This is a genomic window from Sphingopyxis sp. 22461 (assembly GCF_052044915.1).
Classification (GTDB): Bacteria; Pseudomonadota; Alphaproteobacteria; order Sphingomonadales; family Sphingomonadaceae; genus Sphingopyxis.
Genome location: NZ_JBQENY010000013.1, coordinates 110,061 through 134,977, shown reverse-complemented (window position 1 = coordinate 134,977; position 24,917 = coordinate 110,061). Strand labels below are relative to the sequence as shown.

The 24,917-nt window shown below is 66.4% G+C and carries 23 protein-coding genes, 1 tRNA gene and 2 riboswitches; of the genes, 22 read left to right on the top strand and 2 right to left on the bottom strand.

The window, feature by feature from the left end:
* The 21 genes from ACTJI5_RS20185 to ACTJI5_RS20085 all read left to right on the top strand — a co-directional run.
* A partial coding sequence (locus ACTJI5_RS20185; RefSeq protein ID WP_440861563.1) for a glutamate ligase domain-containing protein occupies positions 1-322 on the top strand: 322 nt, incomplete at its 5' end.
* Positions 319-1,554: an FtsW/RodA/SpoVE family cell cycle protein gene (locus tag ACTJI5_RS20180; protein ID WP_440861562.1), complete on the top strand. Its 1,236-nt coding sequence runs from the start codon at positions 319-321 to the stop codon at positions 1,552-1,554. The genes ACTJI5_RS20185 and ACTJI5_RS20180, both read left to right, overlap by 4 nt.
* Positions 1,551-2,735, top strand: a complete 1,185-nt coding sequence (murG, locus tag ACTJI5_RS20175; protein ID WP_440861561.1) for an undecaprenyldiphospho-muramoylpentapeptide beta-N-acetylglucosaminyltransferase — start codon at positions 1,551-1,553, stop codon at positions 2,733-2,735. Before ACTJI5_RS20180 ends, murG begins: the two co-directional genes overlap by 4 nt.
* Positions 2,735-4,165 carry a UDP-N-acetylmuramate--L-alanine ligase gene (gene murC / locus ACTJI5_RS20170; RefSeq protein ID WP_440861560.1) on the top strand — a complete coding sequence of 477 codons (1,431 nt, stop codon included), beginning with the start codon at positions 2,735-2,737 and terminating at the stop codon, positions 4,163-4,165. The genes murG and murC overlap by 1 nt, the downstream gene beginning before the upstream one ends.
* On the top strand, positions 4,162-5,061 hold the full coding sequence (murB, locus tag ACTJI5_RS20165; RefSeq protein ID WP_440861559.1) for a UDP-N-acetylmuramate dehydrogenase: 900 nt from the start codon (positions 4,162-4,164) through the stop codon (positions 5,059-5,061). Before murC ends, murB begins: the two co-directional genes overlap by 4 nt.
* Positions 5,058-5,984 (top strand): D-alanine--D-alanine ligase, encoded by a 927-nt coding sequence (locus ACTJI5_RS20160; protein WP_440861558.1) that lies wholly within the window; start codon positions 5,058-5,060, stop codon positions 5,982-5,984. The genes murB and ACTJI5_RS20160 overlap by 4 nt, the downstream gene beginning before the upstream one ends.
* Positions 5,981-6,919 carry a cell division protein FtsQ/DivIB gene (locus tag ACTJI5_RS20155; protein ID WP_058536019.1) on the top strand — a complete coding sequence of 313 codons (939 nt, stop codon included), beginning with the start codon at positions 5,981-5,983 and terminating at the stop codon, positions 6,917-6,919. The genes ACTJI5_RS20160 and ACTJI5_RS20155 overlap by 4 nt, the downstream gene beginning before the upstream one ends.
* A 3-nt stretch (positions 6,920-6,922) precedes the next feature.
* Entirely contained in the window at positions 6,923-8,179 is a 1,257-nt protein-coding gene (gene ftsA, locus ACTJI5_RS20150; protein WP_058536020.1) for a cell division protein FtsA, read from the top strand.
* 419 nt (positions 8,180-8,598) lie between these two features.
* Positions 8,599-10,059: a cell division protein FtsZ gene (gene ftsZ, locus ACTJI5_RS20145; RefSeq protein WP_058536021.1), complete on the top strand. Its 1,461-nt coding sequence runs from the start codon at positions 8,599-8,601 to the stop codon at positions 10,057-10,059.
* Between the two features lie 60 nt (positions 10,060-10,119).
* Entirely contained in the window at positions 10,120-11,973 is a 1,854-nt protein-coding gene (locus ACTJI5_RS20140; protein WP_440861557.1) for an SPOR domain-containing protein, read from the top strand.
* Complete coding sequence (locus ACTJI5_RS20135) at positions 11,970-13,142, top strand: deoxyguanosinetriphosphate triphosphohydrolase (RefSeq protein ID WP_440861556.1); 1,173 nt, start codon at positions 11,970-11,972, stop codon at positions 13,140-13,142. The genes ACTJI5_RS20140 and ACTJI5_RS20135 overlap by 4 nt, the downstream gene beginning before the upstream one ends.
* Complete coding sequence (locus tag ACTJI5_RS20130) at positions 13,135-13,782, top strand: NAD-dependent epimerase/dehydratase family protein (RefSeq protein WP_440861555.1); 648 nt, start codon at positions 13,135-13,137, stop codon at positions 13,780-13,782. The genes ACTJI5_RS20135 and ACTJI5_RS20130 overlap by 8 nt, the downstream gene beginning before the upstream one ends.
* 58 nt (positions 13,783-13,840) lie before the next feature.
* Positions 13,841-13,942: riboswitch (glycine riboswitch) on the top strand.
* Positions 13,943-14,046: riboswitch (glycine riboswitch) on the top strand. It begins immediately after the preceding riboswitch.
* A 55-nt stretch (positions 14,047-14,101) separates the two neighbouring features.
* Complete coding sequence (gene gcvT, locus ACTJI5_RS20125) at positions 14,102-15,238, top strand: glycine cleavage system aminomethyltransferase GcvT (protein WP_440861554.1); 1,137 nt, start codon at positions 14,102-14,104, stop codon at positions 15,236-15,238.
* A 3-nt stretch (positions 15,239-15,241) separates the two neighbouring features.
* The gene (gene gcvH, locus ACTJI5_RS20120; protein WP_058536025.1) at positions 15,242-15,613 is read left to right on the top strand and encodes a glycine cleavage system protein GcvH; all 372 of its coding nucleotides are present in this window, start codon (positions 15,242-15,244) and stop codon (positions 15,611-15,613) included.
* A 36-nt stretch (positions 15,614-15,649) separates the two neighbouring features.
* Positions 15,650-16,471 carry a glycosyltransferase family 2 protein gene (locus ACTJI5_RS20115; protein WP_310256539.1) on the top strand — a complete coding sequence of 274 codons (822 nt, stop codon included), beginning with the start codon at positions 15,650-15,652 and terminating at the stop codon, positions 16,469-16,471.
* A gap of 3 nt (positions 16,472-16,474) precedes the next feature.
* The gene (gene gcvPA, locus ACTJI5_RS20110; protein WP_440861553.1) at positions 16,475-17,833 is read left to right on the top strand and encodes an aminomethyl-transferring glycine dehydrogenase subunit GcvPA; all 1,359 of its coding nucleotides are present in this window, start codon (positions 16,475-16,477) and stop codon (positions 17,831-17,833) included.
* Positions 17,834-17,865: 32 nt separating this feature from the next.
* Complete coding sequence (gcvPB, locus tag ACTJI5_RS20105) at positions 17,866-19,374, top strand: aminomethyl-transferring glycine dehydrogenase subunit GcvPB (protein WP_082639374.1); 1,509 nt, start codon at positions 17,866-17,868, stop codon at positions 19,372-19,374.
* On the top strand, positions 19,374-19,721 hold the full coding sequence (locus ACTJI5_RS20100) for a hypothetical protein (protein ID WP_440861552.1): 348 nt from the start codon (positions 19,374-19,376) through the stop codon (positions 19,719-19,721). The genes gcvPB and ACTJI5_RS20100 overlap by 1 nt, the downstream gene beginning before the upstream one ends.
* Positions 19,722-19,740: 19 nt before the next feature.
* Positions 19,741-20,190: an ABA4-like family protein gene (locus ACTJI5_RS20095; RefSeq protein WP_440861551.1), complete on the top strand. Its 450-nt coding sequence runs from the start codon at positions 19,741-19,743 to the stop codon at positions 20,188-20,190.
* Positions 20,191-20,204: 14 nt separating this feature from the next.
* Positions 20,205-20,822, top strand: a complete 618-nt coding sequence (locus ACTJI5_RS20090) for a DUF938 domain-containing protein (RefSeq protein ID WP_440861566.1) — start codon at positions 20,205-20,207, stop codon at positions 20,820-20,822.
* A gap of 101 nt (positions 20,823-20,923) precedes the next feature.
* Positions 20,924-22,483 carry a fatty acid--CoA ligase gene (locus ACTJI5_RS20085; RefSeq protein ID WP_440861550.1) on the top strand — a complete coding sequence of 520 codons (1,560 nt, stop codon included), beginning with the start codon at positions 20,924-20,926 and terminating at the stop codon, positions 22,481-22,483.
* A gap of 625 nt (positions 22,484-23,108) precedes the next feature.
* Here the strand turns inward: ACTJI5_RS20085 and ACTJI5_RS20080 are convergent.
* Positions 23,109-23,732 carry a glutathione S-transferase family protein gene (locus tag ACTJI5_RS20080; protein ID WP_440861549.1) on the bottom strand — a complete coding sequence of 208 codons (624 nt, stop codon included), beginning with the start codon at positions 23,730-23,732 and terminating at the stop codon, positions 23,109-23,111.
* Positions 23,729-24,673, bottom strand: coding sequence for a DMT family transporter (locus ACTJI5_RS20075; protein WP_058536034.1), 945 nt, complete (start codon positions 24,671-24,673; stop codon positions 23,729-23,731). Before ACTJI5_RS20075 ends, ACTJI5_RS20080 begins: the two co-directional genes overlap by 4 nt.
* A 92-nt stretch (positions 24,674-24,765) precedes the next feature.
* Here ACTJI5_RS20075 and ACTJI5_RS20070 point away from each other — a divergent pair.
* Positions 24,766-24,841, top strand: a tRNA-Trp gene (locus ACTJI5_RS20070).
* Positions 24,842-24,917 lie beyond the last annotated feature (76 nt).

Genomic DNA, 24,917 nt, shown 5'->3' with positions numbered 1-24,917 from the left:
AGCGCCGGACCAGCGTTTGCACTGGATTGCGGGCGGCAAGGCCAAGGGCGACGGGCTCGCGGCGTGCCGTCCCTGGTTCGGTCACGTCAAACGCGCCTATCTGATCGGCGAGGCGATGGAGCCATTCGCAGCCGAAATCGGCGATGACCTGCCCGTCGACCTGTCGGGCGATATGGCGACCGCAGTCGCCCACGCGGCGGCGGCGGCAAAGCCGGGCGATATCGTTCTGCTCTCGCCAGCGTGCGCGTCGTTCGACCAGTTCAAGGATTATGAGCAGCGCGGCGATGCGTTTCGCGCCGCCGTTCAGGCGCTCGGGGCATGAGCGGGGGGGACAATATGGAGAGCGCGACCGAAAGGCCGGTGATCGCCGCCACGCGCACCACGAAACGCCGCGGCCCGCGCCTCAGCCGCGCCGACCGCACGCCGCTCGGCCTGTGGTTCTGGGAAATCGACCGCGTGCTGTTGTTGCTCGTGTCGATCCTCGTCGCGGTCGGGCTCGTCGCCGTGGCCGCGGCTTCGCCCGTCGCGGCGCAGAAATTGTCGACCTCGACCGCGTCGCTCGACCCGCTCTATTATTTCTATCGCCAGCTGATGTGGGTGATCGTCGGCGTGCCGGTGATGTTGATGGTGTCGATGCTGCCCAAGCCGCAGGCGCGGCGCTTCGCCATCTATGGCACCATCGCCTTCCTCATCCTCCTCTTCCTCGTGCCGCTGGTCGGCACGTCGGTCAACGGCGCGCAGCGGTGGATCGGCAGCGGCGTGTTCCGCCTTCAGCCTTCGGAGTTCCTCAAGCCTTTCTTCGCGGTCGCGCTCGCCTGGGTGCTGTCGCTTCGGCTGCACGACCAGAGCCTGCCGGTCGTGCCACTGGCGCTCGCGCTCACCGGCGTCATCGCGCTGCTCCTCATGGGCCAGCCCGACCTGGGGCAGACGGTCATCTTCGTCGCAACCTGGCTGGTGCTGGTGATGGTCGCTGGGCTGTCGATGCGGATTCTGGCCGGTCTCGCGGGAGCCGGGGTGGTCGGGCTCGTGCTCGCCTATTTCTTCTACCCGGTCGCGCAGCAGCGCATCAACATCTGGCTGTTCGCCGAGGGTGACAGCTTTCAGGTCGACAAAGCGCATGCGACGCTGACCGCCGGCGGTCTCATCGGCACCGGCCCCGGCGCGGGTCTTGCCAAGTTCCAGCTGCCCGAAGCGCACACCGATTATATCTTCTCGGTCATCGGCGAGGAGTTCGGGATGATCGCGTGCATCGCGATCGCGGTGCTCTATCTCGCGATCATCGTGCGCGTCCTCGTCCGCCTGCTCGACGAGGAAGACAGCTTCCTGATCCTCGCGGTCGCGGGGCTGATCGCGCAATTCGGCGGGCAGGCGGTGATCAACATGGCGGTGAACACGCAAATCTTCCCGTCGAAGGGGATGACCTTGCCGTTCATCAGCTATGGCGGCTCGTCCTTCATCGCTTTGTCGATCGGCATGGGTTTGCTCTTGTCGCTGACCCGCCGAAACCCCTATGCGGCACGGGTGTCGATGACCCGAAACTGGAACAAGAAATGACCGCAACACGCCACTTCCTTCTCGCCGCCGGCGGGACGGGAGGACATATGCTGCCCGCCTACGCCCTCGCGGGCGAACTGATTTCGCGCGGACACCGCGTCGCGCTGGTCAGCGACGACCGCGGGCTGAAGATTCCGGGCGCCCCTGCCGAGATGGAAACGCACGTTCTGCCCGCCGGCCGCGTGTCGGGCGGCCCCGTCGGCTGGCTCAAGGCCGCGCTTGCGATCCGCAAGGGCCGCCGCATGGCGATCGACCTGATCGACGCGTTCGACCCCGCGGTCGTCGTCGGTTTCGGCGGCTATCCCTCGCTTCCCAGCCTGCTCGCCGCGGGCGCGATGAGGCGGCCCCGCGTCCTCCATGAGCAAAATGCCGTGCTCGGCCGCGTCAACCGCATGATGGCGCCGCGCGTCGATGCGGTGGCGGTCGCGTACCACAATATCCAGCGCTATCCCGAGGGGCATGAGCTGAAGAAGCATATCACCGGCAACCCGGTGCGCGACGAGATCATCGCGATCCGTGAAGAGGGTTTCCCGCCGCTGCCCGAGGATGGCATCTTTCGCCTGCTCGTCGTCGGGGGAAGTCTGGGCGCAACGGTGCTCAGCGAAGTCGTGCCCGCGGCGATCGCGATGCTGCCGCGCGCGCTCCTCGACCGGTTGCAGGTCGTCCAGCAGTGCCGCGAGGACGATATCGAAGCGGTGCGCGCCAAATATGCCGAGCTGGGCGTTGCCGCCGAATGCGCTTCCTACATCAAGGATTTCCCCGAGCGGCTGCGCTGGGCGCATATGGTGATCGCGCGCGCGGGCGCCTCGACCGTCGCCGAGCTGGCGTGCGCCGGCCGTCCGGCGATCTTCGTGCCCTATCCGCACGCGATGGACGACCACCAGACCTATAATGTCGTCGACCTCGTCGAAGCGGGCGGGGCGATTGCGTTTCAGCAGCCCGATTTCACGCCGGCCGAGGTCGCCAAGCATATCCAGCGCATGGCGCTCGAGCCCGGTGCGCTCGAAGCGGCGGCCGAGCGCGCGGCGAGCTGCGGCTTGCCCGATGCCACACGCGATCTTGCCGACCTTGTCGAATCGCTCGTCGCGCCGCCGATGATGGACGTGATCCGCGTCGGGGCGTCCTCGGGCCAGCGTGCGGCCGCAACCGGCATGGCTTCGGCCCGCACGGGAGATAAATGATGCGCGGCGTTGCGACCGACATCGGCACCATCCACTTCATCGGCATCGGCGGCATCGGCATGTCGGGGATCGCCGAAGTGATGCACAATCTCGGCTATCAGGTGCAGGGCAGCGATATCGCCGACGGCTATGTGATCGAAGGGCTGCGCAAGCGCGGCATCAAGGTCGCGATCGGGCACGAGGCATCGAACGTCGACGGCGTCGCAGTCGTCGTGACCTCGACCGCGGTTAAGCGCGGCAATCCCGAGGTCGAGGCGGCACTCGCCAGCCGCATCCCGCTTGTCCGCCGCGCCGAAATGCTCGCCGAGCTGATGCGGCTGAAGTCGACCGTCGCGATCGCGGGCACCCACGGCAAGACGACGACGACCAGCCTCGTTGCGGCGTTGCTCGATGCGGGCGGCATCGACCCGACCGTGATCAACGGCGGCATCATCAACAATTACGGCTCGAACGCGCGCCTCGGCGCCAGCGACTGGATGGTGGTCGAGGCCGACGAGAGCGACGGCAGCTTCCTGCGCCTCGACGGCACGATCGCGGTCGTCACCAACATCGATCCCGAACATCTCGATCATTACGGCAGCTTCGATGCGATCAAGGATGCGTTCGTCGAGTTTATCGAAAATGTGCCCTTCTATGGCGCCGCGATGCTCTGTCTCGACCACCCCGAGGTGCAGGCAATCATCCCGCGCATTCGCGACCGCCGCATTATCACCTATGGCTTCTCTGCCCAAGCCGACGTGCGCGGCACCAATGTGACGCCCGGCCCCGACGGCAACCGCTTCGACGTCGTCGTGCGCGACCGCGACGGCAACAGCCGCACGATTGAGGGCATTCATTTGCCGATGTCGGGGCGGCACAATGTCCAGAATTCGCTCGCGGCGATCGCGGTCGCACTGCACATGGGCGTTTCGGACGACAAGATCGTGTCGGGCTTCCACGGTTTTGCCGGGGTCAAGCGCCGCTTCACGAAGGTCGGCGAGATTGCTGCCGGTGAGGGCGTGGTGACCGTGATCGACGATTACGCGCATCACCCGGTCGAAATTCGCGCCGTCCTGTCAGCCGCACGCGAGGGCGTCGGTGCGGGCCGCGTCGTCGGCGTCGTCCAGCCGCACCGCTTCACGCGCCTCCGCGATCATATGGACGATTTCCAGCAGGCGTTTAACGACGCCGATATCGTGCTCGCGCTGCCCGTCTATGCGGCAGGGGAAAGCCCGATCGACGGCGTGTCTTCGGATGCGCTGGTCGAAGGTCTGCGCGATCGCGGTCACCGTCAGGCAAATGTCGTCGCCGACGCCGGCGCACTGGCTTCCGCTATCGCGGCGAGCATCGCTGCGGGTGATCTCGGCGCCGGCGACAAGATCATCTGTCTCGGCGCGGGCGACATCACCAAGATGGCGGCGGGCCTCGCCGCCGCGGTGGAGGCGGCATGAGCGCCGTCGACACCCTTCCGGCGGTGCGCGGCAAGCTGACGGCAAAGGCGCCGCTGGCGCCGCTCGTCTGGTTCAAATCGGGCGGTCCCGCCGACTGGCTTTTCGAGCCGAAGGATGTCGGAGACCTCGCAGATTTTCTCCGCGACCTCGACCCCGCGGTGCCGGTAATGGCGCTCGGGCTCGGATCGAACCTCATCGTCCGCGACGGCGGCTTTCCGGGTGTCGTCGTGCGGCTTGGCAAGGCGTTCGCCAAGGTCGAAGCGCTCGACGCCACGACGCTTCGTTGCGGGGGCGGCGCTTCAGGCATTCTCGTTTCCTCGACCGCGCGCGACGGGGGTATCGCCGGTATGGAGTTTCTGCGCTCGATCCCCGGCACCGTCGGCGGCTTCGTCCGCATGAACGGCGGTGCCTATGGCGGCGAGGTCAAGGATATCCTGATCGACTGCGACGTCGTGCTGCGTTCGGGCGAGCAGAGGACTCTGCCGCTCGCGGACCTCGGTTACACCTATCGCCACAGCGAATTGCCTGAAGGCGCGGTCGTGACCGGTGCGACCTTTCGCGGCCAGCCCGGCGAACCCGCCGCCATTCAGGCCGAAATGGACCGCATCTCGGCCAGCCGCGAAGCGTCGCAGCCGCTGCGCTCGAAAACCGGCGGCTCGACCTTCAAGAACCCCGACGGCCACAAGGCGTGGCAGCTCGTCGACGAGGCCGGCTGCCGCGGTTTTGCCGTCGGCGGGGCGCAAGTCAGCGAGAAACACACCAATTTCCTGATCAATACCGGCGATGCGACGAGCGCCGATATCGAGGCGCTCGGCGAGGAAGTCCGCCGCCGCGTGAAGGACAAGAGCGGCATCGAATTGCAATGGGAGATTCAGCGCGTGGGAGTGGCGAAGTGAGCCGGGGTCCGTGGCATGTCGCCGTCCTGATGGGCGGCTGGTCGGCCGAGCGCGAAGTGTCGCTGATGAGCGGCAATGGCGTTGCTGACGCGCTCGAAAGCCGCGGCCATAAGGTCACGCGTATCGATATGGACCGCGACGTTGCATTGCGGCTCGCCGAGGCGAAGCCCGATGTCGTGTTCAATGCGCTCCACGGCGTTCCCGGTGAGGACGGCACCGTGCAGGGCATGCTCGACCTGATGGGCCTCAAATATACGCACAGCGGCCTCGTCACCTCGGTCATCGCGATCGACAAGGAATTGACGAAGCAGGCGCTGGTGCCGCATGGTATTCCCATGCCGACGGGGACGATGGTCGACAGCGAAAGCCTCTTTACAGTCGACCCCTTGCCGCGCCCCTATGTGCTGAAGCCCGTCAACGAAGGCTCGTCGGTCGGGGTCGCGATCGTCAAGGACGACAGCAATTATGGCAACCCGATCGCGCGTGAAGCCGTCGGCCCCTGGCAGGAATTCGACCGGCTGCTCGCCGAGCCTTTTATCAAGGGCCGCGAACTGACCGTCGCGGTGCTCGCCGATCAGGCGCTCGCGGTCACCGAACTGCGGGTCAAGTCGGGTTTCTACGATTATGACGCCAAATATACCGATGGCCTGACCGAACATGTCTGCCCCGCCGACGTTCCCCACGAGGTGGCGCAGCGGATGAAGGATCTGGCGCTGCAATCGCACCGCCTGCTCGGCTGCAAGGGCGCCTCGCGCTCCGATTTCCGCTGGGACGATGAACATGGCCTCGCGGGCATCTTCCTGCTCGAGGTCAACACCCAGCCGGGAATGACGGCGCTCAGCCTCGTGCCCGAACAGGGACGCGCCGTCGGCATGGATTATGCCGAACTCGTCGAACGCATCGTGGGGGAAGCGTTATCATGAGCAAGACACAGATCAAGCGCGGGAAGGCGCCGCCGCGCCGCCCGGCGCGCGCGCCGAAGAAGCGGCGGAAGGTTCAGACCTCGCGTCTCAACGCGATCATCAACGCGCTGCCGATCAGCCCGCAGCGGCTGCAGAAGGTCGCCAACTGGACGATCGGGCTCAGCCTGTGCGCGGTGGTCGCGATCGGCGCGCATGCCACCGGCGTGACCGCAAAGATCCACGAGGAATATGCGCAGGCGGTCGGCCGCGCCGGGTTTCAGGTCAAGAAGGTCGAGGTGGTCGGCGCCGACCGCATCGACCGGCTGAAAGTCTATGACATCGCGCTGGCGCAGAAGGACCGCTCGATGGCGGCGGTCGACCTTGAGGATGTCCGCGGCGACCTGATGCGCTATGGCTGGATCAAGGATGCGCGCGTGTCGCGGCGTCTGCCCGACACGCTCGTCGTCGACATCGTCGAGCGCACCCCGGCGGCGATCTGGCAGCATAACAATCGCCTGTCGCTGATCGACGAAAAGGGCGTCGTGCTCGAACCCGTCACCGTCGCGACGATGCCCGACCTGCCGCTCGTCATCGGACCCAAGGCAAACCAGCGCTCGCAGGACCTCGACCGGCTGCTGACAGAGGCGAGCAGCCTCAAGGAATTGCTCGCCGGCGCGACGTGGGTCGGCAATCGCCGCTGGGACCTGCGTTTCCGCAGCGGCGAGACGCTGTCGCTTCCCGAAGGCGAGGCCGAGGCCAAGGCCGCGCTTGCCAAATTCGCGCATATGGACGGCGCCAACCGCTTGCTCGGTCGCGGCATATTGCGCTTCGACATGCGCGACCCCGCGCGCTTCGTGCTCCGCTTGCCGCACGAAGGGCAGGTGGCGCCCGCAAAGCTCGACGATGCGCGCGCCGCGGTCGATGCGGTCGCCGAAGCCTCGGCGGAGAAGGGATAAGCCATGGCGCCGCCGCGCATTGAAAAGATCATCACCGCGCTCGATGTCGGGTCGTGGAAGGTCTGCGCGCTGATCGCGGGACAGACCGCCGACGGCCAGCTGCACGTGCTCGGCACCGGGCAGCGCGAGAGCCGCGGGGTCCAGCGCGGCTATGTCGCCGACATGGAACAGACCGAGCATATCGTGCGCGAGGCGATCGAACAGGCCGAACGCATCGCGGGCCTCAACATCGACGATGTCTGGGTCAGCTTCTCGGCGGGCGGGCTTTTGAGCGATGTCGCGCCAATCGAAAGCGAACTCGGCGGTCACCGGATCGAGCAGGAAGATATCGACGACCTGCTCGCCGCAGGCCGCGCCGGCATCGACCCCGAAGGCCGCATGATCCTGCACGCGCAGCCCGCGCTCTACACGCTTGACGGGCTCAACGGCGTGAAGAACCCGATTGGCCTCCACGCCGACCGGCTGGGCGTCGATATTCATATCATCATGGCCGACGGCGCGCCGGTGCGGAACCTCGAGGCCGCGGTCCGTCAGGCGCATCTCGACGTCAACGCCGTCGTCGCCTCGCCGATCGCCGCAGGGCTCGCCTGCCTCTCGGATGAGGAACGCGACCTTGGCGTCGCGCTGGTCGAACTCGGCGCGGCGGTGACCACCGTGTCGCTCTATGCCGGCGGCATGCTCGTCGAGATGGCGTCGCTGCCCTTCGGTGCGAGCGACATCACCGACGACATCGCCTCGGCCTTTGGCATTCGCCGTAGCCAGGCGCAGCGGCTGCAGAGCTTCTACGGCTCGGCGTCGGCTAGCCCGCGCGATAATAACGAGATCATCGAGCTGGAGCCCGGCGCCCCGACGAACGGCGACTCCCCGCGCATAACGCGTGCGCAATTGGTGTCGGTCATCCGCCAGCGCCTCGACGCGATGATGGGCGAGATCGGCCGGACGCTGAAGGATCTGCATTTCGTCGGCCCGATCGGGCGTCAGGTGGTGCTTGTCGGCGGCGGCGCCGACCTGAAAGGCATCGCCGACTACACCCAGAGCGCGCTCGGGCGTGCTGCGCGCGTCGGGCGACCGCGCGGCTTGCACGGACTGCCCGATGCGCATAGTGGCCCCGCTTTCGCGACGCTCGCAGGTCTGGTTCTCTATGCCGCATCGGACCCCGTGGACCTCCGCGATCTGCCGATGATGGCGCAGGATGTGTACAAGCCCGCGGGCACGTCGATCCTGCATCGTCTTATGGCAGCACTGAAAAGCAGTTTTTGAATGGTGGGGCCAAAAATTGCCACTGGCACGTTCGAGGTTTGAAGCGATTTTGTTCAGGGCAAGGAAGCGAGACGCAGGCATATGAGTATATTCCAAGGCTCGCTGACGCAGCCATGGGCAAAATCGGTCAAATCCCGAAGGGACGTCGAAATGGCTTCGATCTCGCTTCCGCGCGGCCTTGCGGATGGAACCACCATCCGCGGCGGCCACGCGAAGCCGATATCTTCGCCATTTCGACGCCTCGAACGCGCCAGTGGCAATTTTTGGCCCCGTCGCGACGAAAAGGTTAATTTTTTGGGTGATTCCCACGTCACAATAGTGCAATGCGGTAGTAGAAAACCGGGCGGACGGACTACCGCCCGGCTGGGTCGCAAGGTTGGGGAAGCGGCACCTGTCCGCCGCTGCAGGGAGACTTTTTGATGAGCATCAATATTGGCCCGCCGCAGGTCGACGAGCTGAAGCCGCGCATCGCGGTGATCGGCGTCGGCGGCGCGGGCGGCAATGCCATCGCAAACATGATCGCGGCACGCGTCGAGGGCGTCGATTTCATCGTCGCGAACACCGACGCGCAGGCGCTCAACGCCTCGCCGGCCGAACGGCGCATCCAGCTGGGGACGCAGATCACCCAGGGTTTGGGCGCGGGTTCGCGGCCCGAGGTCGGCCGTGCGGCCGCCGAGGAAAGCATCGCGCAGGTCGAAGAGGCGCTGAACGGCGCGCATATGTGCTTCGTTGCCGCGGGCATGGGCGGCGGCACCGGCACCGGTGCGGCGCCCGTCATCGCCAAGGCGGCGCGCGACCGCGGCATCCTGACCGTCGGCGTCGTGACCAAGCCCTTCACCTTCGAAGGCCAGCGCCGCATGCGTTCGGCGGACTCGGGCATCGCCGAGCTGCAGGACCATGTCGACACGCTGATCGTCATCCCGAACCAGAATCTCTTCCTCGTCGCCAACCCGAACACGACCTTCAAAGAAGCCTTCACCATGGCGGATGAAGTGTTGCAGCAAGGCGTTCGCGGCATCACCGACCTGATGGTCATGCCCGGCCTGATCAACCTCGACTTCGCCGACGTGCGCAGCGTGATGCGCGAAATGGGCAAGGCGATGATGGGCACCGGCGAAGCCGAAGGCGACGGCCGTGCACTCGAAGCCGCGCAGAAAGCGATCGCAAACCCGCTGCTCGACGGCGTGTCGATGGCGGGCGCGAAGGGCGTCATCATCTCGATCACCGGCGGCGAGGACATGCGCCTGATGGAAGTCGACGAGGCGGCGAACCATATCCGCGAGCTGGTCGATCCCGACGCCAACATCATCTGGGGCAGCGCCTTTAACGATAACCTCGACGGCAAGATCCGCGTGTCGGTCGTCGCGACCGGAATCGACAGCAACGGCGAAGCGGCGGCGCAGGCATCGCCCGCGACGCGCAGCTTCTCCTTCGCGCCCGCGCGTGCGGCCGCCCCCGCTCCGGTGGCCGAAGAGACCGTCGCACCGGCGGTTCAGGAAGAAACCCTCGCCGAAACCGCGTCGGTGGAAGACAATGATCCGGCCCCCGGTTTTTCGCTGGGCGACACCGCTGAGCGCGATGCTCCGGCAGCCGCTGCCGAAGAGGAGCCGATGGAATTGTCGCAGGTCGCCGCGAGCTATGACGATACCGCCGACGAGCTCGTGCTCGACGCGCCCGAAGCGCCCGCCGAATATCGCTCGGCGCCTGCCGCGGATCCGACGCCGGCGGACGAAGCGCCCGCACGGTCGGTCGGTGGTGGAACCTTGTTCGAGCGCATGTCGCGCCTGTCGCGCGGGGCTTCGGCATCCGAAAGCGATGACGGCGGCAAGGAGGACGGAGTCGATATTCCGCGCTTCCTCGGGCGGCAGAACAACCAGTAACGGGGCTATCGAGGGGCCGCCCGCCGGGCACGGCGGGCCGGAAATCGGGATGAGTTGCCCATGCGGCAAGCGAAATTGACGGCGAAGCCGGCGCGCGCACGGCGGATCGTCGGCGCGCTCGCCGCGCTGTTGTTTGGGACGGCCGCGCTGCCGTCCGTTCACGCGCAGGTGACTCCGCCCGATCCGGCGACCAAGGCGGCGATGGAAAAGCGGACTGCGGCGCGCGCGCTCCTCTCTTCCTCACTCGCGCGCATCGCCTCGAACAACAGCGACACGTCCGCGCTGCTCAATGCCGGCCGTGCATCGATCGAGCTGGAGGATTATCGCGCCGCTGTCGGCTTCCTCGTCCGTGCCGAACAGGCGAGTCCGCGCGACGGAGCGGTAAAGGCCGCGCTGGGTTCGGCGATGGTCCATATGGAAAACCCGACGCGCGCGCTCGATTATTTCGGTGAAGCGCAGCTGATGGGCGCGCCCGAACGGCTGTTCCTCGCCGACCGCGGCCTCGCTCGCGACCTGCTCGGGCAGCAGGACGCGGCGCAGCGCGATTATCAGCTCGCGCTGTCGATCGCGCCTAATGACGAACTGACGCGGCGCTATGCGCTGTCGCTCGGGATCAGCGGCGATGCCGATCGCGCGATAGCGTTGCTGACGCCGCAATTGCGGGCGCAGGATCGCGGCGCATGGCGCCTGCGCGCGATGATCCTCGCGATGAACGGGCGCGACAAGGAAGCGACCGACATCGTCAACGCGACGATGCCGCCCGCGATGGCGCAGAACATCATGCCCTATCTGACCCAGATGGACCGGCTCAATCCCGCGCAACAGGCGGCCGCGGCCCATTTCGGGCGCTTCCCGAACGGGCAATTGGGACCAAAGCGCAAGCCGGTGCAGGTTGCCGCCGCCACGCCGCCGCCGGCCGCTCCGCCGGCTGCAGCGACGGGCAAGCGTCAGGCAACGCGCGACCAGCGGCGCCCCGTCATGTCGGCGACGCCCGCGCCGTCAGGCCGCAAACCCGTTTCGGAACCGGTCACCCGGCTGGTCGCCGCAACGCCCGCCGCGGCGTCGACATCGCCCGGTCCGTCCGCCTCGAATGCCCCGGTGCTGCGTTCGCCGTCTGAGCAGGTTATTCGCAAGCCAAACGAAGCACGAGCCCCGTCTCCGAGCCCGGCCCCGACGCAGGCGGTCAGCCCTGTCCCGCCACCCGCTTCGACACCCGCCGCCTCGGCGCCCGATCCGATCGGCGTGGCTGTCGATCCCGGAAAGGGCCCGGTCGGCCCGGGCTTTTCGATCGCCGACATGGGCCGTTCGACGGAGGCGGTGTCGACTCCGGTGCCGCCCGCCGCGACCGAAGCCGTTGCGCCTGCCTCGTCGCCGGCGGTGAACGTGGCAGCCGCCACACCAGCATCCGTTTCGGCGGCGCCGCTCGCCTCGCTCGCCGACATCGTCGGATCGATTGAAATCCCGGCCGAAGAACTGGCGCAGTCGGGCAACGCCGTCGGCGCCGACACGCTCGCCCGGCTGATGGCAGACAAGCGGAAGGCTGAGGCCGCCGAGGCGGCGAAGCGTGAGAAAGACAGTGCTGCCGCGAAATTGAAGGCAGAAGCCGACGCGAAAGCCAAGGAAGAAGCCGCCGAGAAGAAGGCCAATCCGGCGCGCATCTGGGTCCAGGTCGCGACCGGTGCGAATGCGAAGGCGCTCGCGACCGATTTCGGCAAATTCGCCAAGAAAAGCCCGGCCGTATTCAAGGGCAAATCGGGCGCGACGACCGAATGGGGCAAGACCCGCCGTCTGCTCGTCGGCCCGTTCAAGGACCGCAAGGCGGCGCAGGATTGGCTCGCCGACCACAAGAAGGCTGGCGGCGACGGTTTCCTGTTCAACAGCGAGGCGGGCCAGTCCGTCGATCCGGTCAAGTGAGCATAGGCAATTGCGCCAGCGATCCCGCATCTAGCCGCGGGCGCCTTCATGCCGAGCTCGGCCGCGTCGTGCGCGGCCCGCGCGACGACTTCCAGCGTGACCGCGACCGCATCATCCACTCGATCGCCTTTCGCCGCCTGCGTCACAAGACACAGGTGTTCGTTGCGCCCGACGGCGACCATTACCGCGTCCGCCTGACTCACAGCATCGAGGTCGCGCAGATCGGCCGCGGCATCGCGCGCGCTCTCAGGCTCAACGAGGATCTGACCGAGGCATTGTGCCTCGCGCACGATATTGGTCATCCGCCCTTCGGCCATGCGGGCGAGGACGCGTTGAAGGCCGCGATGGCGGCGCATGGCGGCTTCGACCACAACGGCCACACGCTGCGCACGCTCGCGCGGCTCGAATGTCCCTATCCGCTTTTCGACGGCCTTAACCTGACATGGGAGACGCTCGAAGGGCTCGCCAAGCATAATGGGCCGGTGGCAAACCCCGGCTGGGCGCTCGCCGAAATCGACCGCGATTTTGGACTCGATCTTGGCAGCCATGCCAGCCTCGAGGCGCAGATCGCGGCGGTCGCCGACGACATCGCCTATGACAATCACGATATCGACGATGGCCTCCGCGCCGGGCTGCTTGACCTCGACCAGCTGATGGAACAGCCCTTCGTCGCCGCCAATTACCGCGCGGTCGAGGAGCGTTTCCCGGGCGCGCCGCGCGACCGCTTGCTCCGCGAACTCGTCCGCGACCAGATCGGCGTGATGGTCAACGATGTGATCGCGGCGACCGAGACGAATGTGACCGAAGCGGGGGTGGGGAGCGTCGAGGAGGTTCGCGCCGCGGGCCGCGTGCTCGGCGGCTTTTCGTCCGAACTTGCGGCGCAGGAGCGCGATCTCAAGCGTTTCATGTACGCCAATCTTTATCACCATCCCGAACAGGTCGCCGCCGCCGAGGCAGCAAACCAGGTCGTCGGCGATCTCTTCGCCGCCTATGCCGCCGATCCGCGCCTGATGGGCGCGGACTGGTCGGGGCGCCTTCCGCATGAAGAATGCGCGACAAACCGGCATATCGGTGATTATATCGCCGGCATGACCGACCGTTTCGCCATCGACCGCTATGCTGAAATCTTCGGCCGCGGTGCGGTGCCACAGGCGTTGGCGCATGCCTGACGCGCTGATCGTCGGCGCGACGGGGCTGATCGGGCGCGCGGTGATCGAACGTTTCGGTTCCAATCCCGTCACCGTGCTTGCACGCCGCGAAGTCGACGGGCTGGCGGCGCAGCACAAGCCACTGGTCGCCCCGCCCGAACGCTGGGCCGACATTATCGCCGCCGAAAAGCCCGCCGTCCTCATCTGCTGCCTCGGGACGACGATCCGGCAAGCGGGGTCGCAAGCCGCCTTTCGCGCGGTCGATCACGATCTCGTGCTCGCTGCCGCGCGCGGGGCCAGGGCAGGCGGCACCCCGCACATGATTACGGTGAGTTCGGTCGGCGCCGCGGCGAAGAGCGGCAATTTCTATCTGCGGACCAAGGGCGAGACCGAGGACGACCTCCGCGCGCTTGGCTTTGACCGGCTCGACCTGATCCGCCCCGGCCTGCTGCGCGGCGACCGGCCCGGGCCGCAGCGGCTGGGCGAGGGGATTGCGACGATCGCGGCGCCGCTCACCGACGCATTGCTTCACGGCTCCTTCCGCCGCTATCGCTCGATTTCGGGCGCTACGGTCGCCGCGGCGATCGTCGCGCTCGCCAGGCAGGGCGGTTCGGGCGTGCATATCCACGAAAACGACGCGAGCCGCGCGCTCGCCGATTGACTCCGTAAATCGGCAGCGCCAAGGCTCGCAGCGTCTGTCGGGCCTCGCAAGAGATTCGACCGGCCGCGCGGGAGAGCGTGAGGGCAGGGCAACCGGCACCTCACCACCGAAGGAGCAACCGCCCCGGAAACTCTCAGGTCAGCAGGACCGCGCAGGCTGGAACGGACACTCTGGAAAGCGTTCCGGCCCTAAACCGGAACCACCGAAGGGGTAACCCCATGATATGGGGGAAAACTCTCAGGTTCCCGTGACAGAGGGGGCATGGCGACAAGGCGCGGCGATGGGCCGCGCGCACGCTATGCAACCGCGGGAGACTGGCATGACCGACACCGAATTCACAGGCGATGAAGCGGGACTTGAGACCGCGACGCTGCCGCTTGACGCCTGGCACCGCGCGAAGGGCGGCCGGATGGTCGAATTCGCCGGTTACTGGATGCCGATCCAGTATGAAGGCATCATGGCCGAGCATCTGTGGGTCCGCGAAAACGCCGGCCTGTTCGACGTCAGCCATATGGGGCAGCTGGCCTTGTCGGGCGACAATCTCGCCGAGGCGCTTGAAACGCTCGTTCCCGGCGACATCGCGGGGCTGAAGCCCGGCCGGATGCGCTATTCGCTGTTGCTCGACGAAGACGGCGGCATCCTCGACGATCTGATGATCACCAACGAGGGCGACCAGTTCGGCATCGTCGTCAACGGCGCGGTGAAGTGGGAAGATATCGGCCACCTGCGCGAAAATCTTCCCGACGATATCACGCTCAACCACAACGAAGATTATGGTCTCCTCGCGCTGCAAGGGCCGAAAGCGGTCGACGCGCTCGCGCGGCTGGTGCCCGAGGCCGCGACCCTCGTCTTCATGCAGGCGACCCGTGCGACCTGGGCGGGCCATGCGATTGCGCTCAGCCGCTCGGGCTATACCGGCGAGGATGGGTTCGAGATTTCGCTGCCGAACGAGGCGCTTGAGGTCTTCGCCGATGCGCTCTGCGCGATGGACGAAGTGAAGCCGATCGGGCTCGGTGCGCGGGATTCGCTGCGGCTCGAAGCAGGCCTGCCGCTCTACGGCCACGACCTGACCCCCGCGATCGATCCCGCCGAAGCCGATCTCGGCTTCGCCGTCAGCAAGCGGCGCCGCGAAGAAGAGAATTTCCCCGGCGCGGCGCGAATCCTCGGCCACCTCGCCGACGGCAGCCCGCGCAAGCGCGTCGGCCTGCTCGTCGACGGCAAGCTGCCGGTGCGCGAGGGCGCGAAGCTGTTCGATGGCGAGGACGAGATCGGCGTCGTGACGTCGGGTGGCTTTGCGCCCAGCGTCGGCGCGCCGATCGCGATGGGCTATGTCCCGCGCGACCATGCCGTGCCCGGCACTGCGGTCGCCGCCGAAGTGCGCGGCAAGCGCGTGCATTGCACCGTCGCCGCGATGCCCTTTGTCCCGCATAATTATGTTCGTAAAACAGGAGGTTGAGTGATGCCGCGTTATTTCACCGAAGAGCATGAGTGGATCGACGTCGACGGCGATGTCGCGACGGTCGGCATCACCGACTTCGCACAGGGCCAGCTTGGCGACATCGTGTTCGTCGAAGTTCCCGACACCGGGGCGGAGCTCAGCAAGGGTGGCGACGCCGCGGTGGTCGAATCGGTCAAGGCGGCAAGCGACGTCTATGCCCCCGTCGACGGCACCGTTACCGAGGGCAATGGCCAGCTCGAGGAAGATCCGGCGCTCGTCAATTCGGACCCTGAAGGCGAAGGCTGGTTCTTCCGCATGACGCTTGGCGACAAGAGCCAGCTCGAAGGGCTGATGGACGCGAAGGCGTACAAAGTCTTCTGCGACGCGCTTTGAAGGATTCCCCTCCCGCTTGCGGGAGGGGGAGATAATGTGATCGCAACCGATCCTGCCCTTGCCAATTGCCGTCTGATGGTGGCGACGCCCATCTATGAAGGGGCGCAGGGCACCTATGTCCGCGCGGCGCTCGACCTCGCGCTGCGCGCGCAGGCGATTGGCATGGTGGTGCGGTTCGAATTCATCCTCTATCAACCGTCGATCACGCGCGCGCGCGACATGCTGACCGCGATGTTCCTCGCCAGCGACTGCACGCACCTGCTGTTCGTCGACGCCGACATCGACTTTTCGGTCGATGATGTTTTTTCGCTGATCAAGGTCATGGCGGAGCATTCCGAATGCGGCGTCCTCGGCGGTGCCTATCCCCGGCGAATGATTAACTGGCGCAACGTCGCGCGCGCGGTCGAACTGGGGCTGGCGAAGGATAATCCAGCCGACCTTGCCCGGTTTTCGGGCGATTTCGCGCTGCATTTCCTGCACCCCGACCAGAATTTCAAGATGACCGATCTGGTCGAACTGGCGCGGCTCGGCACCGCGATGATGCTGATCCGCCGCGAAGTGCTCGAAGGCATGCGCGCCGCGTTGCCCGACCTCCTTTTCCGGCCCGATCCGGCCGAACGCGACGCGCACGGCGTCGGCGAACTCGAACCCGCTTTTTTCTGCCCGCTGATCGAGCCCGAAAGCCAGGCGCTCCTGGCCGACGATTACGCCTTTTGCCGCCGCGTCCGCGATGCCGGGTTTCGCATCTGGCTCGCGCCCTGGATCCGCACGACGCACGCCGGTCCCGCGGTCTTTTCGGGCACGTTAGCGGACACCGTCCAACTTTTTTCCGCAAAACCAGCCTCTTCTTCGGAGTAGTTCATGCGTTATCTTCCTCTTACGTCCGACGATCGCACGGCGATGCTCGCCACCATCGGTGCCGCGTCGATCGACGACCTGTTCGTCGACGTCCCCGCCGAAGCGCGGCTCGATGGCCCGATCGCGGGCTTGCCGATGCACGCCAGCGAACTCGCGGTCGAGCGCCACATGGGCGCACTCGCGCGCCGCAGCCGCGCCGCGGGCGAGGGGCCCTTCTTCCTTGGCGCCGGCGCCTATCGCCACCATGTGCCGGCGAGCGTCGATCATCTGATCCAGCGCGGCGAGTTTCTCACCGCCTACACGCCGTACCAGCCCGAAATCGCGCAGGGCACGCTGCAGATGCTGTTCGAATTCCAGTCGCAGGTTGCGCGCCTGCTCGGCACCGACGTCGCCAATGCGTCGATGTACGACGGCTCGACCGCGTGCTGGGAAGCGATCGTCATGGCGCGGCGCATCACCAAGCGCGCGAAGGCTTTGCTCTCGACCGGCCTCCACCCGCATTACCGCAGCGTTGCGCGCACGATGGCGAAATATACCGGCGATGTGCTGGTCGATGGCGACCCGAGCCTTGACGCCGGCACCGACTGGGCGGCGCTCGCGGACAGCATCGACAAGGAAACGAGCTGCGTCGTCGTTCAATATCCCGACATCCTCGGCCGCATCGACGATATGACGAAGCTCGCCGAAGCGTGTCAGGCCGCGGGCGCGCTGCTGATCGCGGTGGTGACCGAACCCGTCGCGCTCGGCCTGATCAAATCGCCCGGCGAAATGGGCGCCGATATCGTGGTGGGCGAGGGGCAGTCGCTCGGCGTCGGCCTGCAATTCGGTGGTCCTTATGTCGGCCTCTTCGCTTGCAAGACCAAATATGTCCGCCAGATGCCCGGCCGCCTCTGCGGCGAGACCGTCGACGCGAACGGCAAGCGCGGCTTCGTGCTGACGCTGTCGACGCGCGAGCAGCATATTCGCCGCGAGAAGGCGACGAGCAATATCTGCACCAATTCAGGGCTGTGTGCGCTGGCATTCAGCATCCATATGACCTTGCTCGGCGAAGCGGGCCTCCGCCAGCTCGCTGCGATCAACCATGGCCGCGCGAAGGCTGCCGCCGCCGAACTGGCGAAGGTGCCCGGCGTGTCGGTGTTGAACAACAGCTTCTTCAACGAGTTCACGCTGCTGCTGCCGACCCCGGCGCGGCCCGTGATCCACCAGCTCGCTGAAAAGGACATATTGGGCGGCGTCTCGCTCGGCCGTCTCTATCCCGACAACGCCGGCCTCGAAAATGGCCTCGTCGTCGCCGTGACCGAAACCGTGACCGAGGCGGATATTTCCGCCTTTGCCGCGGCCCTGAAGGAGGTGCTGGCATGACCGCGCTCAACCGCGCCGGCTGGCGCCCCGAAATGAACGTCGCCGGCGGCGCCGACGATAGCACGACCTTTACCGGCAACCGCGCGCTGATGCTCGAGGAAGCGCTGATCTTCGAGATTGGCGGCAGCGAGACGACCGGGGTCGACTTCGACGAGGCCGCACCCGCCGCCGACCTTGGTGCGCTTGCGCGCACCGCGCCGATCGGCCTGCCGGGGCTTAGCGAATCCGAAACGGTGCGCCATTACACGCGCCTGTCGCGGCAGAATTACGCGATCGACCTCGGCCTCTTCCCGCTCGGCAGCTGCACGATGAAGCACAACCCGCGCCTCAACGAAAAGGTCGCGCGGATGCCCGGTTTCGCGGACGTTCATCCGCTGCAGCCGCAGGAAACGGTGCAGGGCGCCTATGCAGTGATCCACGAGCTCGCCGAATGGCTGATCACGCTCACCGGCATGCACAGCGTCGCGATGTCGCCCAAGGCGGGCGCGCATGGCGAACTGTGCGGCATCCTTTGCATCAAGGCGGCGCTCGAAGCGCGCGGCGAGGACCGCCGCGTGATCCTCGTCCCCGAAAGCGCGCACGGCACCAACCCGGCGACGGCAGCCTTCGCGGGCTTCACCGTCGAGGACATTCCGGCAACCGAGGCGGGCCGCGTCAACCTCGAAGCCTTGAAGGCGCGCCTTGGCCCCGATGTCGCTGGCGTGATGATCACCAACCCCAACACCTGCGGCCTGTTCGAGCGCGAGATGAAGGCGATCTCGGACGCGGTTCATGCCGTCGGCGGTTATGTCTATTGCGACGGTGCGAACTTCAACGCCATCGTCGGCCGCGTGCGCCCCGGCGATCTCGGCGTCGATGCGATGCACATCAACCTGCACAAAACCTTCTCGACCCCGCACGGCGGCGGCGGGCCCGGCTCGGGCCCGGTCGTGCTGTCGGCGGCGCTCGCGCCCTTCGCGCCGCTGCCTTTCGTCACGAAGCACGGCGATGATTTCCGCCTGATCGAGGAGGAGAATGCGGGCGAGGATCATCCGCAGACCTTTGGCCGCATGACCGCTTTCCACGGTCAGATGGGCATGTTCACGCGCGCGCTGACCTATATTCTCAGCCACGGCGCCGACGGGCTGAAGCAGGTCGCCGAGGACGCGGTGCTCAACGCCAACTATGTGCTGCGCAGCCTCGAAAGCGTGCTCGATGCGCCGTTCGCGGCGTCGGGCCCGTGCATGCACGAGGCGCTGTTCAGCGACAAAGGGCTCGCCGAAGGCTTCTCGACGCTCGATATCGCCAAGGGGCTGATCGACGAGGGCTATCATCCGATGACGGTCTATTTCCCGCTCGTCGTCCACGGCGCGATGCTCGTCGAGCCGACCGAGACCGAGAGCAAGGCGGCGCTCGACCAGTTCATCGGCGCGCTGCGCAGCATCGCGCTGCGTGCGAAGAACGGCGACCCCGCGCTCAAGACCGCGCCGCATTTCGCCCCGCGTGCGCGCCTTGACGAGACGCTCGCGGCGCGGAAGCCCATCCTCGCCTGGGAGGGCTGATGACCGAACCCGCGCCCGGCCCCGAACGCCCCGGAACGCGCTCCGGCGCGGGGTGTTTGGCGGCCGGCGCGCTGTTCGCGATCGTCGCGATCCTCGGCTGGCTGATCGCGATCACCGCCTACGGTCTCGTCGTCGAGCAATGGGAGATGATCGAGGTCCGCCGCGAGTTCAGCTACGACTGGGCCTTTGTCTATGCGCCGCTGTTTGCGATCGGGCTGGGCGCGGCGGCGGCGTTCGCGGCGTCGCGCCGCGCTTCGGCGGCGCGAATGACCTTGCTGATTGTCGTTACGGGGGCCATTGCGCTGCTCGGCGGCGTCGTCCTGTTTGGGCTCGGCGGGCTGATCTGAACAGGCGAGGGGGCAAGACATGAGCTGGGACACGATTTTTCTGCTGGTGAATTACTGGGCGTTCGCGAGCTGGTTCGCGCTCGTTTTTCTGCCGCGCGGCCCGAAAACCCTCGCAGCAATTCTCTATGCCGGCGTGTTCCTCCTCTGCCTTGCCTATACGGTGATGATCGTGGGCTACCTGACCGGCGGCATCGATCCCGGCGGGCCAAGCAGTAACGATTTCACGACATTGGCCGGGGTGATGAAGCTGTTCGACAGCCCGGGCGGCGCGACGCTGGGGTGGACACACTATCTGGCCTTTGACCTGTTCACCGGCATGTGGATCGCGCGCGACGCCGACCAGAAGGGGTTCAGCCGCATCGTGCAATTCCCCTTCCTGTTCCTGACCCTGATGGTCGGTCCGGTCGGGCTGTTCGCATGGCTGATCGTCCGCGAGCGCCGCGCGCGGGCACAGGCAAAGGGCAAGTGACAGCGCAGCCGTGGATGCCGGGTGACGGCGATCCGGCCGACAAGCGCCACGCGCCCGCGACCTTGCGCAACCGCGACGCGATCACCGCGGTTCTTGCCGATTGGCTGCCCGAAGCCGGCACGGTGCTGGAGGTCGCGAGCGGATCGGGCGAGCATGTCGTCCACTTCGCCGCCGCTTTTCCGCATATGGGCTGGCAGCCGAGCGATCCCGATCCCGCCGGCCTGACCTCGATCACGGCGTACCGCGCCGAAGCCGGTCTTGCGAACATCGCGCCGCCGCTCGCGCTCGATGCATCGGCGCCCGAATGGCCCATCGACCGCGCCGGTGCGGTGCTCTGCATCAATATGGTCCACATCAGCCCGTGGGAGGCGACGCTGGGCCTGTTCGCGGGCGCGGCGCGGCTGCTCGCCCCCGCTGCACCGCTGATCCTCTATGGCCCCTATGTCGAACCCGACGTGCCTACTGCGGAAAGCAATCTCGCCTTCGATGCCAGCCTGGGCAGCCGCAATCCCGCATGGGGCCTGCGCGATACCGATGCCGTCAAAGGCGCTGCCGCCGATGCCGGTCTTGCCTTCGCCGAGCGCCGCGCGATGCCCGCGAACAATCTGATGCTGCTGTTCCGCCGCACCTGACGGACCTGACAGGATCGGCGATCGGCGCTTTACCTCGCGGGTACAGTCGCTAGCCTCCCCTCGATTGCGCGCAAAAGACGCGATTCGAGGAGAGAGAGCCGATGGGCCGCGACGTTTCGGAGCTGTTTACGTTCGACGAATTCCTGACCCATTGGGCCGGCGAGCGCCCCGACCGGGTGGCGCTGCGCGAAGAGGATCGTGTCTATACCTATGCCGAACTTGACGATCGCACGGCGCGCGCCGCATCGGCTTTGATTGCGGCGGGGCTGAAGAAGGGCGACCGCATCGCGTGGATCGGCAAGAACAGCGATCTCTATTTCACGCTCTTCTATGGTGCGGCGCGCGCGGGCATTGTGATGGCGCCGATCGGCTGGCGCCTGTCGCCGGCCGAATGGGCTTTCATCGTCAATGACACGCAGGCAAAGATCGTGTTCGCGGGGCCGGGGTTCGATACGCTCGCCGAACAACTCGCGGGCAAGCTGCAGAACGATCCGGCGATCGTCGGCGCCGCCGATGCATGGGCGATGATCGACGGCGCGACGCGCGTGTCCTTCGAACCCTCGGGCGCCAACGACGCGGTGCTTCAGCTTTATACCTCGGGCACCACCGGCAATCCCAAGGGGGCGGTGCTGTCGAACCACAACCTCTTCGCGCTCCGCAAACATTCGAGCACGCTCGACCTGCCGTACACCAAATGGGAGGATGACGAGGCGGTGCTGGTCGCGATGCCGTGCGCGCATATCGGCGGCACCGGGCTCGGCATCATGGCGCTCGCCTCGGGGCTCCCCGGCGTCATCCTCGCCGAATTCAACCCCGACGGGGTGTTCGACGCGGTCGAGCAGCATGGCGTCACGCGCTTCTTCATCGTCCCCGCCGCGCTCCAGATGCTGCTGATGCATCCGCGCTGCGCCAGCGTCGATTACAGCCGCCTCAAATATATCCTCTATGGCGCCGCGCCGATCCCGCTCGATCTGCTGCGCCAATGCATCAAGATGTTCGGCGCGCAGTTCATCCAGGCTTACGGGATGACCGAGACGACGGGCACCATCTCGATGCTGCCGCCCGAGGATCATGACCCTGCGGGCAATGCGCGCATGCGCTCGGCGGGCAAGGCGCTCCCCGGGGTCGAAATCGTCATCCTCGGACCCGATGGCCAACCCGTCCCGACCGGCGAGGTGGGCGAGGTTGTGACGCGCTCTTCGAACAATATGCTGGGTTACTGGAACCTGCCCGACGCGACGGCAAACACGATGACCGACGACGGCTGGATCCGCACCGGCGACGCCGGCTATCTCGACGAAGACGGCTATCTCTTCATCCACGACCGGATGAAAGACATGATCATCACCGGCGGCGAGAATGTCTATCCGGCCGAGGTCGAGAGCGCGATCTTTGGCCACCCCGCGGTGCAGGAGGTCGCGGTGATCGGCATTCCCGACGCAAAATGGGGCGAGACGGTGAAAGCGGTCGTCGTCGCCAAGCCCGGCACGACGGCCGACGAAGCCGACATCATCGCCTGGGCGCGCGAACGCATCGCGGCGTTCAAATGCCCGCGCAGCATCGACGTGATCGAGGCGCTGCCGCGCAATGCCAGCGGCAAGATTCTGCGCAAGGACCTGCGTGCGCCCTATTGGCAGGGTTATGAGCGGATGGTGAATTAAGTGTCCGGTTACGACCGCTAGCAGACCTTCTTCTCCCCTCCCGCTTGCGGGAGGGGTCGGGGGAGGGCCTGTGACGGTGCGATACCCTCCCCGCTGCGGCTAGCCAGCAAGCTGGCAAGCCTCGCTGCCCCTCCCGCAAGCGGGAGGGGTGATCAGCTCGCTACTGTATTGGCCGCTTCCCACCCCCAAACCGACATTGGACGATGCGGGAAAAATCGCTGTCCTACTTTGTCGCGCCATGCCAGCCTCGTGATCGCTCTTTGAAATCTAAAGCGACAAAGCCTGTCCTGAGGCCGCCGAAGGCCGGCGCTAAAGCCGCAAAGGACACAAAATCGTTGCGCCCATGCGGGGCTTTTGTGGCTTTAAGCGCCTGCCGGGTCCGGCAGCAGCTTGCACCCAAAGTCGGAAGGCTGTTCGCGCGTCCTTTCGCTGAACCGATCGGGAAACCGACGCGGCATCCGGGGCCGTGAAAATGTGAAAGCCAACCTTCCCGCGGCGGCATAAATTCACCCCACATCCGGCCTTTCACGCGACCTACACCCCGAAAGGCCGATGCGTTTTCTCCGTTGGCGTTGCCATGCACGGGGGCACGGAGGGCTTCACCCTGTGGTGGAGCCCTTTTGCGTCAGGCTGCGGCTTTTTGCCGCGCGCGGGCGCTGCGGAAACCTTCGCGCGCCGTGCAGCGGGCCAGCCAAGCCTTTGTCGCATCGCCCAGCACATCGCCGGCGCCCAATGTCGTCGCGAGGAAGGCGGCGTAGCCGATCACGATGTCGGCGATGGTGAAACGCCCCGCGACGAGCCATTCGCGCCCGTCGCCCAGCGCCGCCTCGATGCTCTTCGCGCGGCCGCCGAAGAAGGCTTTGTAATCATCGACCGCCTGTGCAAGCCGACGCTCCTCGGGCTCGACGCGCGTATAGCGGATCATGATCGCGAGCGGGAAGGTCAGGGTCGCGTCGCTGCGGTGCAGCCAGTTGCGCCACGCCCAATAATCGGCCTCGTCGTGGCGCACCTCGAGCGGCGTGCCCTCGGCGATCCGCTCGCAGATCGCCGCCGATTCGGTCATCAGCAGCCCCTCCTCGACCCAGCCGGGAATCGTCATCAGCGGATTGACCGCGCGATAGTCGGGCTCGAACGCGCGCGGCGGGAATTTGAGCAGCCTGAGGTCGACGTCGATCCCCGCCTCCTCGACCGCCCACAGGCAGCGCAAAGAGCGGGCGTCGGGGCAGTGATAGAGAATGGGAAGCGTCATGCGGCAACCTCCTTCGGGCGGTCGATATGGCGGCGATGTTCTCGCCAGGCGATGAACAGGCCCGACGCGATGATCAACGGCGCGCCGACCCACGTCGTGTCGGCGGGCAAAGTTCCGAAGAACCACCAGCCCGCGGCGATCGCCCACAGCAGGCTCGAATAATCCATCGGGATTACGACCGATACGGGCGCAAGGCGCAGCGCGCCGGTCAGCGACATCTGGACGACCGCGCCCAGAAAGCCGAGCCCGATCAGCAATAGCCATTCATGGCCGTCGTGCGGGGTGATGACGAAGGGCAGGGCGATGCCGAGTGGGATCATCGACAACAGGCTGAACCAGAAGACGATCGTCCCCGCATTTTCGGTGCGGCCGAGGTCGCGCACGGCAATGGTGATCAGCGCGGTCATAATCGCGCCTGTGAGCGCGACGATCGTGCCGAGGCCGTGCGTGCCGCCGAATCCGCCCGCGAAGCTCGAAATCGGATCGAGCACGACGAGGACGCCGATAAAGCCGACGATCACCGCGCTCCATCGCTGCCACCCCGTCGCCTCGCCGAGGATCAGCGCGGCGAAGATGACGGCAAAGATCGGCACCGACAGGCTGATCGTCGTCGCCTCGGCCATCGGCAGCAGGATCATCGCGCCGAAATTGCACGCCATCCCGGTCAGCCCCATCAGCATCCGCCGCGCGTGCGCGCCGATCCGCTGCGTCTTGAGCGACGACAGCCCGCTCGTCGCCTGGACCCAGAGCAGCAGGAAAGGCAGAACGAGCGCTTGCCGCCAGAACAGGCTTTCGACGATATGGATGCCCGCGGCGTCGATATATTTCACGAGCACGAACATCAGCGACAGGCTGACCATCGCGAGCAGCCGCAGTCCGATGCCGCCCAGATAATTCTGCGGGGGCCCGTCGGGCGGGGCAGGGGACGGCGCGGCGCTCATGCGAAATTGCGCATATCAGCCCGGCCCGCCCGCGCAACCCGTGATCCCTCTTGCCCCGCCTCTCCAATCCGGCTAGTGGCGCACTCCGGCCTAGGGGTATAGCTCAGTTGGTAGAGCATCGGTCTCCAAAACCGAGGGTCGTAGGTTCGAGTCCTACTGCCCCTGCCAGGCCGCCAAAAAGAGGCCACGTCCTCGCCCGCGCGATGCGCGGGCTTGCAAGTCCGGGACGGCCCGGCAGCCTTTG

Excerpts from the sequence above, each read along its gene's own strand:
- gcvPB (WP_082639374.1), top strand. The coding sequence starts at position 17,866 with ATGAACGTCGCCGGCGGCGCCGACGATAGCACGACCTTTACCGGCAAC.
- murB (WP_440861559.1), top strand. The coding sequence starts at position 4,162 with ATGAGCGCCGTCGACACCCTTCCGGCGGTGCGCGGCAAGCTGACGGCA.
- ACTJI5_RS20155 (WP_058536019.1), top strand. The coding sequence starts at position 5,981 with ATGAGCAAGACACAGATCAAGCGCGGGAAGGCGCCGCCGCGCCGCCCG.
- ACTJI5_RS20075 (WP_058536034.1), bottom strand. The coding sequence starts at position 24,673 with ATGAGCGCCGCGCCGTCCCCTGCCCCGCCCGACGGGCCCCCGCAGAAT.
- ftsA (WP_058536020.1), top strand. The coding sequence starts at position 6,923 with ATGGCGCCGCCGCGCATTGAAAAGATCATCACCGCGCTCGATGTCGGG.
- ftsZ (WP_058536021.1), top strand. The coding sequence starts at position 8,599 with ATGAGCATCAATATTGGCCCGCCGCAGGTCGACGAGCTGAAGCCGCGC.
- gcvT (WP_440861554.1), top strand. The coding sequence starts at position 14,102 with ATGACCGACACCGAATTCACAGGCGATGAAGCGGGACTTGAGACCGCG.
- murC (WP_440861560.1), top strand. The coding sequence starts at position 2,735 with ATGCGCGGCGTTGCGACCGACATCGGCACCATCCACTTCATCGGCATC.
- ACTJI5_RS20095 (WP_440861551.1), top strand. The coding sequence starts at position 19,741 with ATGAGCTGGGACACGATTTTTCTGCTGGTGAATTACTGGGCGTTCGCG.
- ACTJI5_RS20085 (WP_440861550.1), top strand. The coding sequence starts at position 20,924 with ATGGGCCGCGACGTTTCGGAGCTGTTTACGTTCGACGAATTCCTGACC.
- murG (WP_440861561.1), top strand. The coding sequence starts at position 1,551 with ATGACCGCAACACGCCACTTCCTTCTCGCCGCCGGCGGGACGGGAGGA.
- ACTJI5_RS20090 (WP_440861566.1), top strand. The coding sequence starts at position 20,205 with ATGCCGGGTGACGGCGATCCGGCCGACAAGCGCCACGCGCCCGCGACC.
- ACTJI5_RS20180 (WP_440861562.1), top strand. The coding sequence starts at position 319 with ATGAGCGGGGGGGACAATATGGAGAGCGCGACCGAAAGGCCGGTGATC.
- gcvPA (WP_440861553.1), top strand. The coding sequence starts at position 16,475 with ATGCGTTATCTTCCTCTTACGTCCGACGATCGCACGGCGATGCTCGCC.
- ACTJI5_RS20100 (WP_440861552.1), top strand. The coding sequence starts at position 19,374 with ATGACCGAACCCGCGCCCGGCCCCGAACGCCCCGGAACGCGCTCCGGC.
- ACTJI5_RS20080 (WP_440861549.1), bottom strand. The coding sequence starts at position 23,732 with ATGACGCTTCCCATTCTCTATCACTGCCCCGACGCCCGCTCTTTGCGC.
- gcvH (WP_058536025.1), top strand. The coding sequence starts at position 15,242 with ATGCCGCGTTATTTCACCGAAGAGCATGAGTGGATCGACGTCGACGGC.
- ACTJI5_RS20140 (WP_440861557.1), top strand. The coding sequence starts at position 10,120 with ATGCGGCAAGCGAAATTGACGGCGAAGCCGGCGCGCGCACGGCGGATC.
- ACTJI5_RS20130 (WP_440861555.1), top strand. The coding sequence starts at position 13,135 with ATGCCTGACGCGCTGATCGTCGGCGCGACGGGGCTGATCGGGCGCGCG.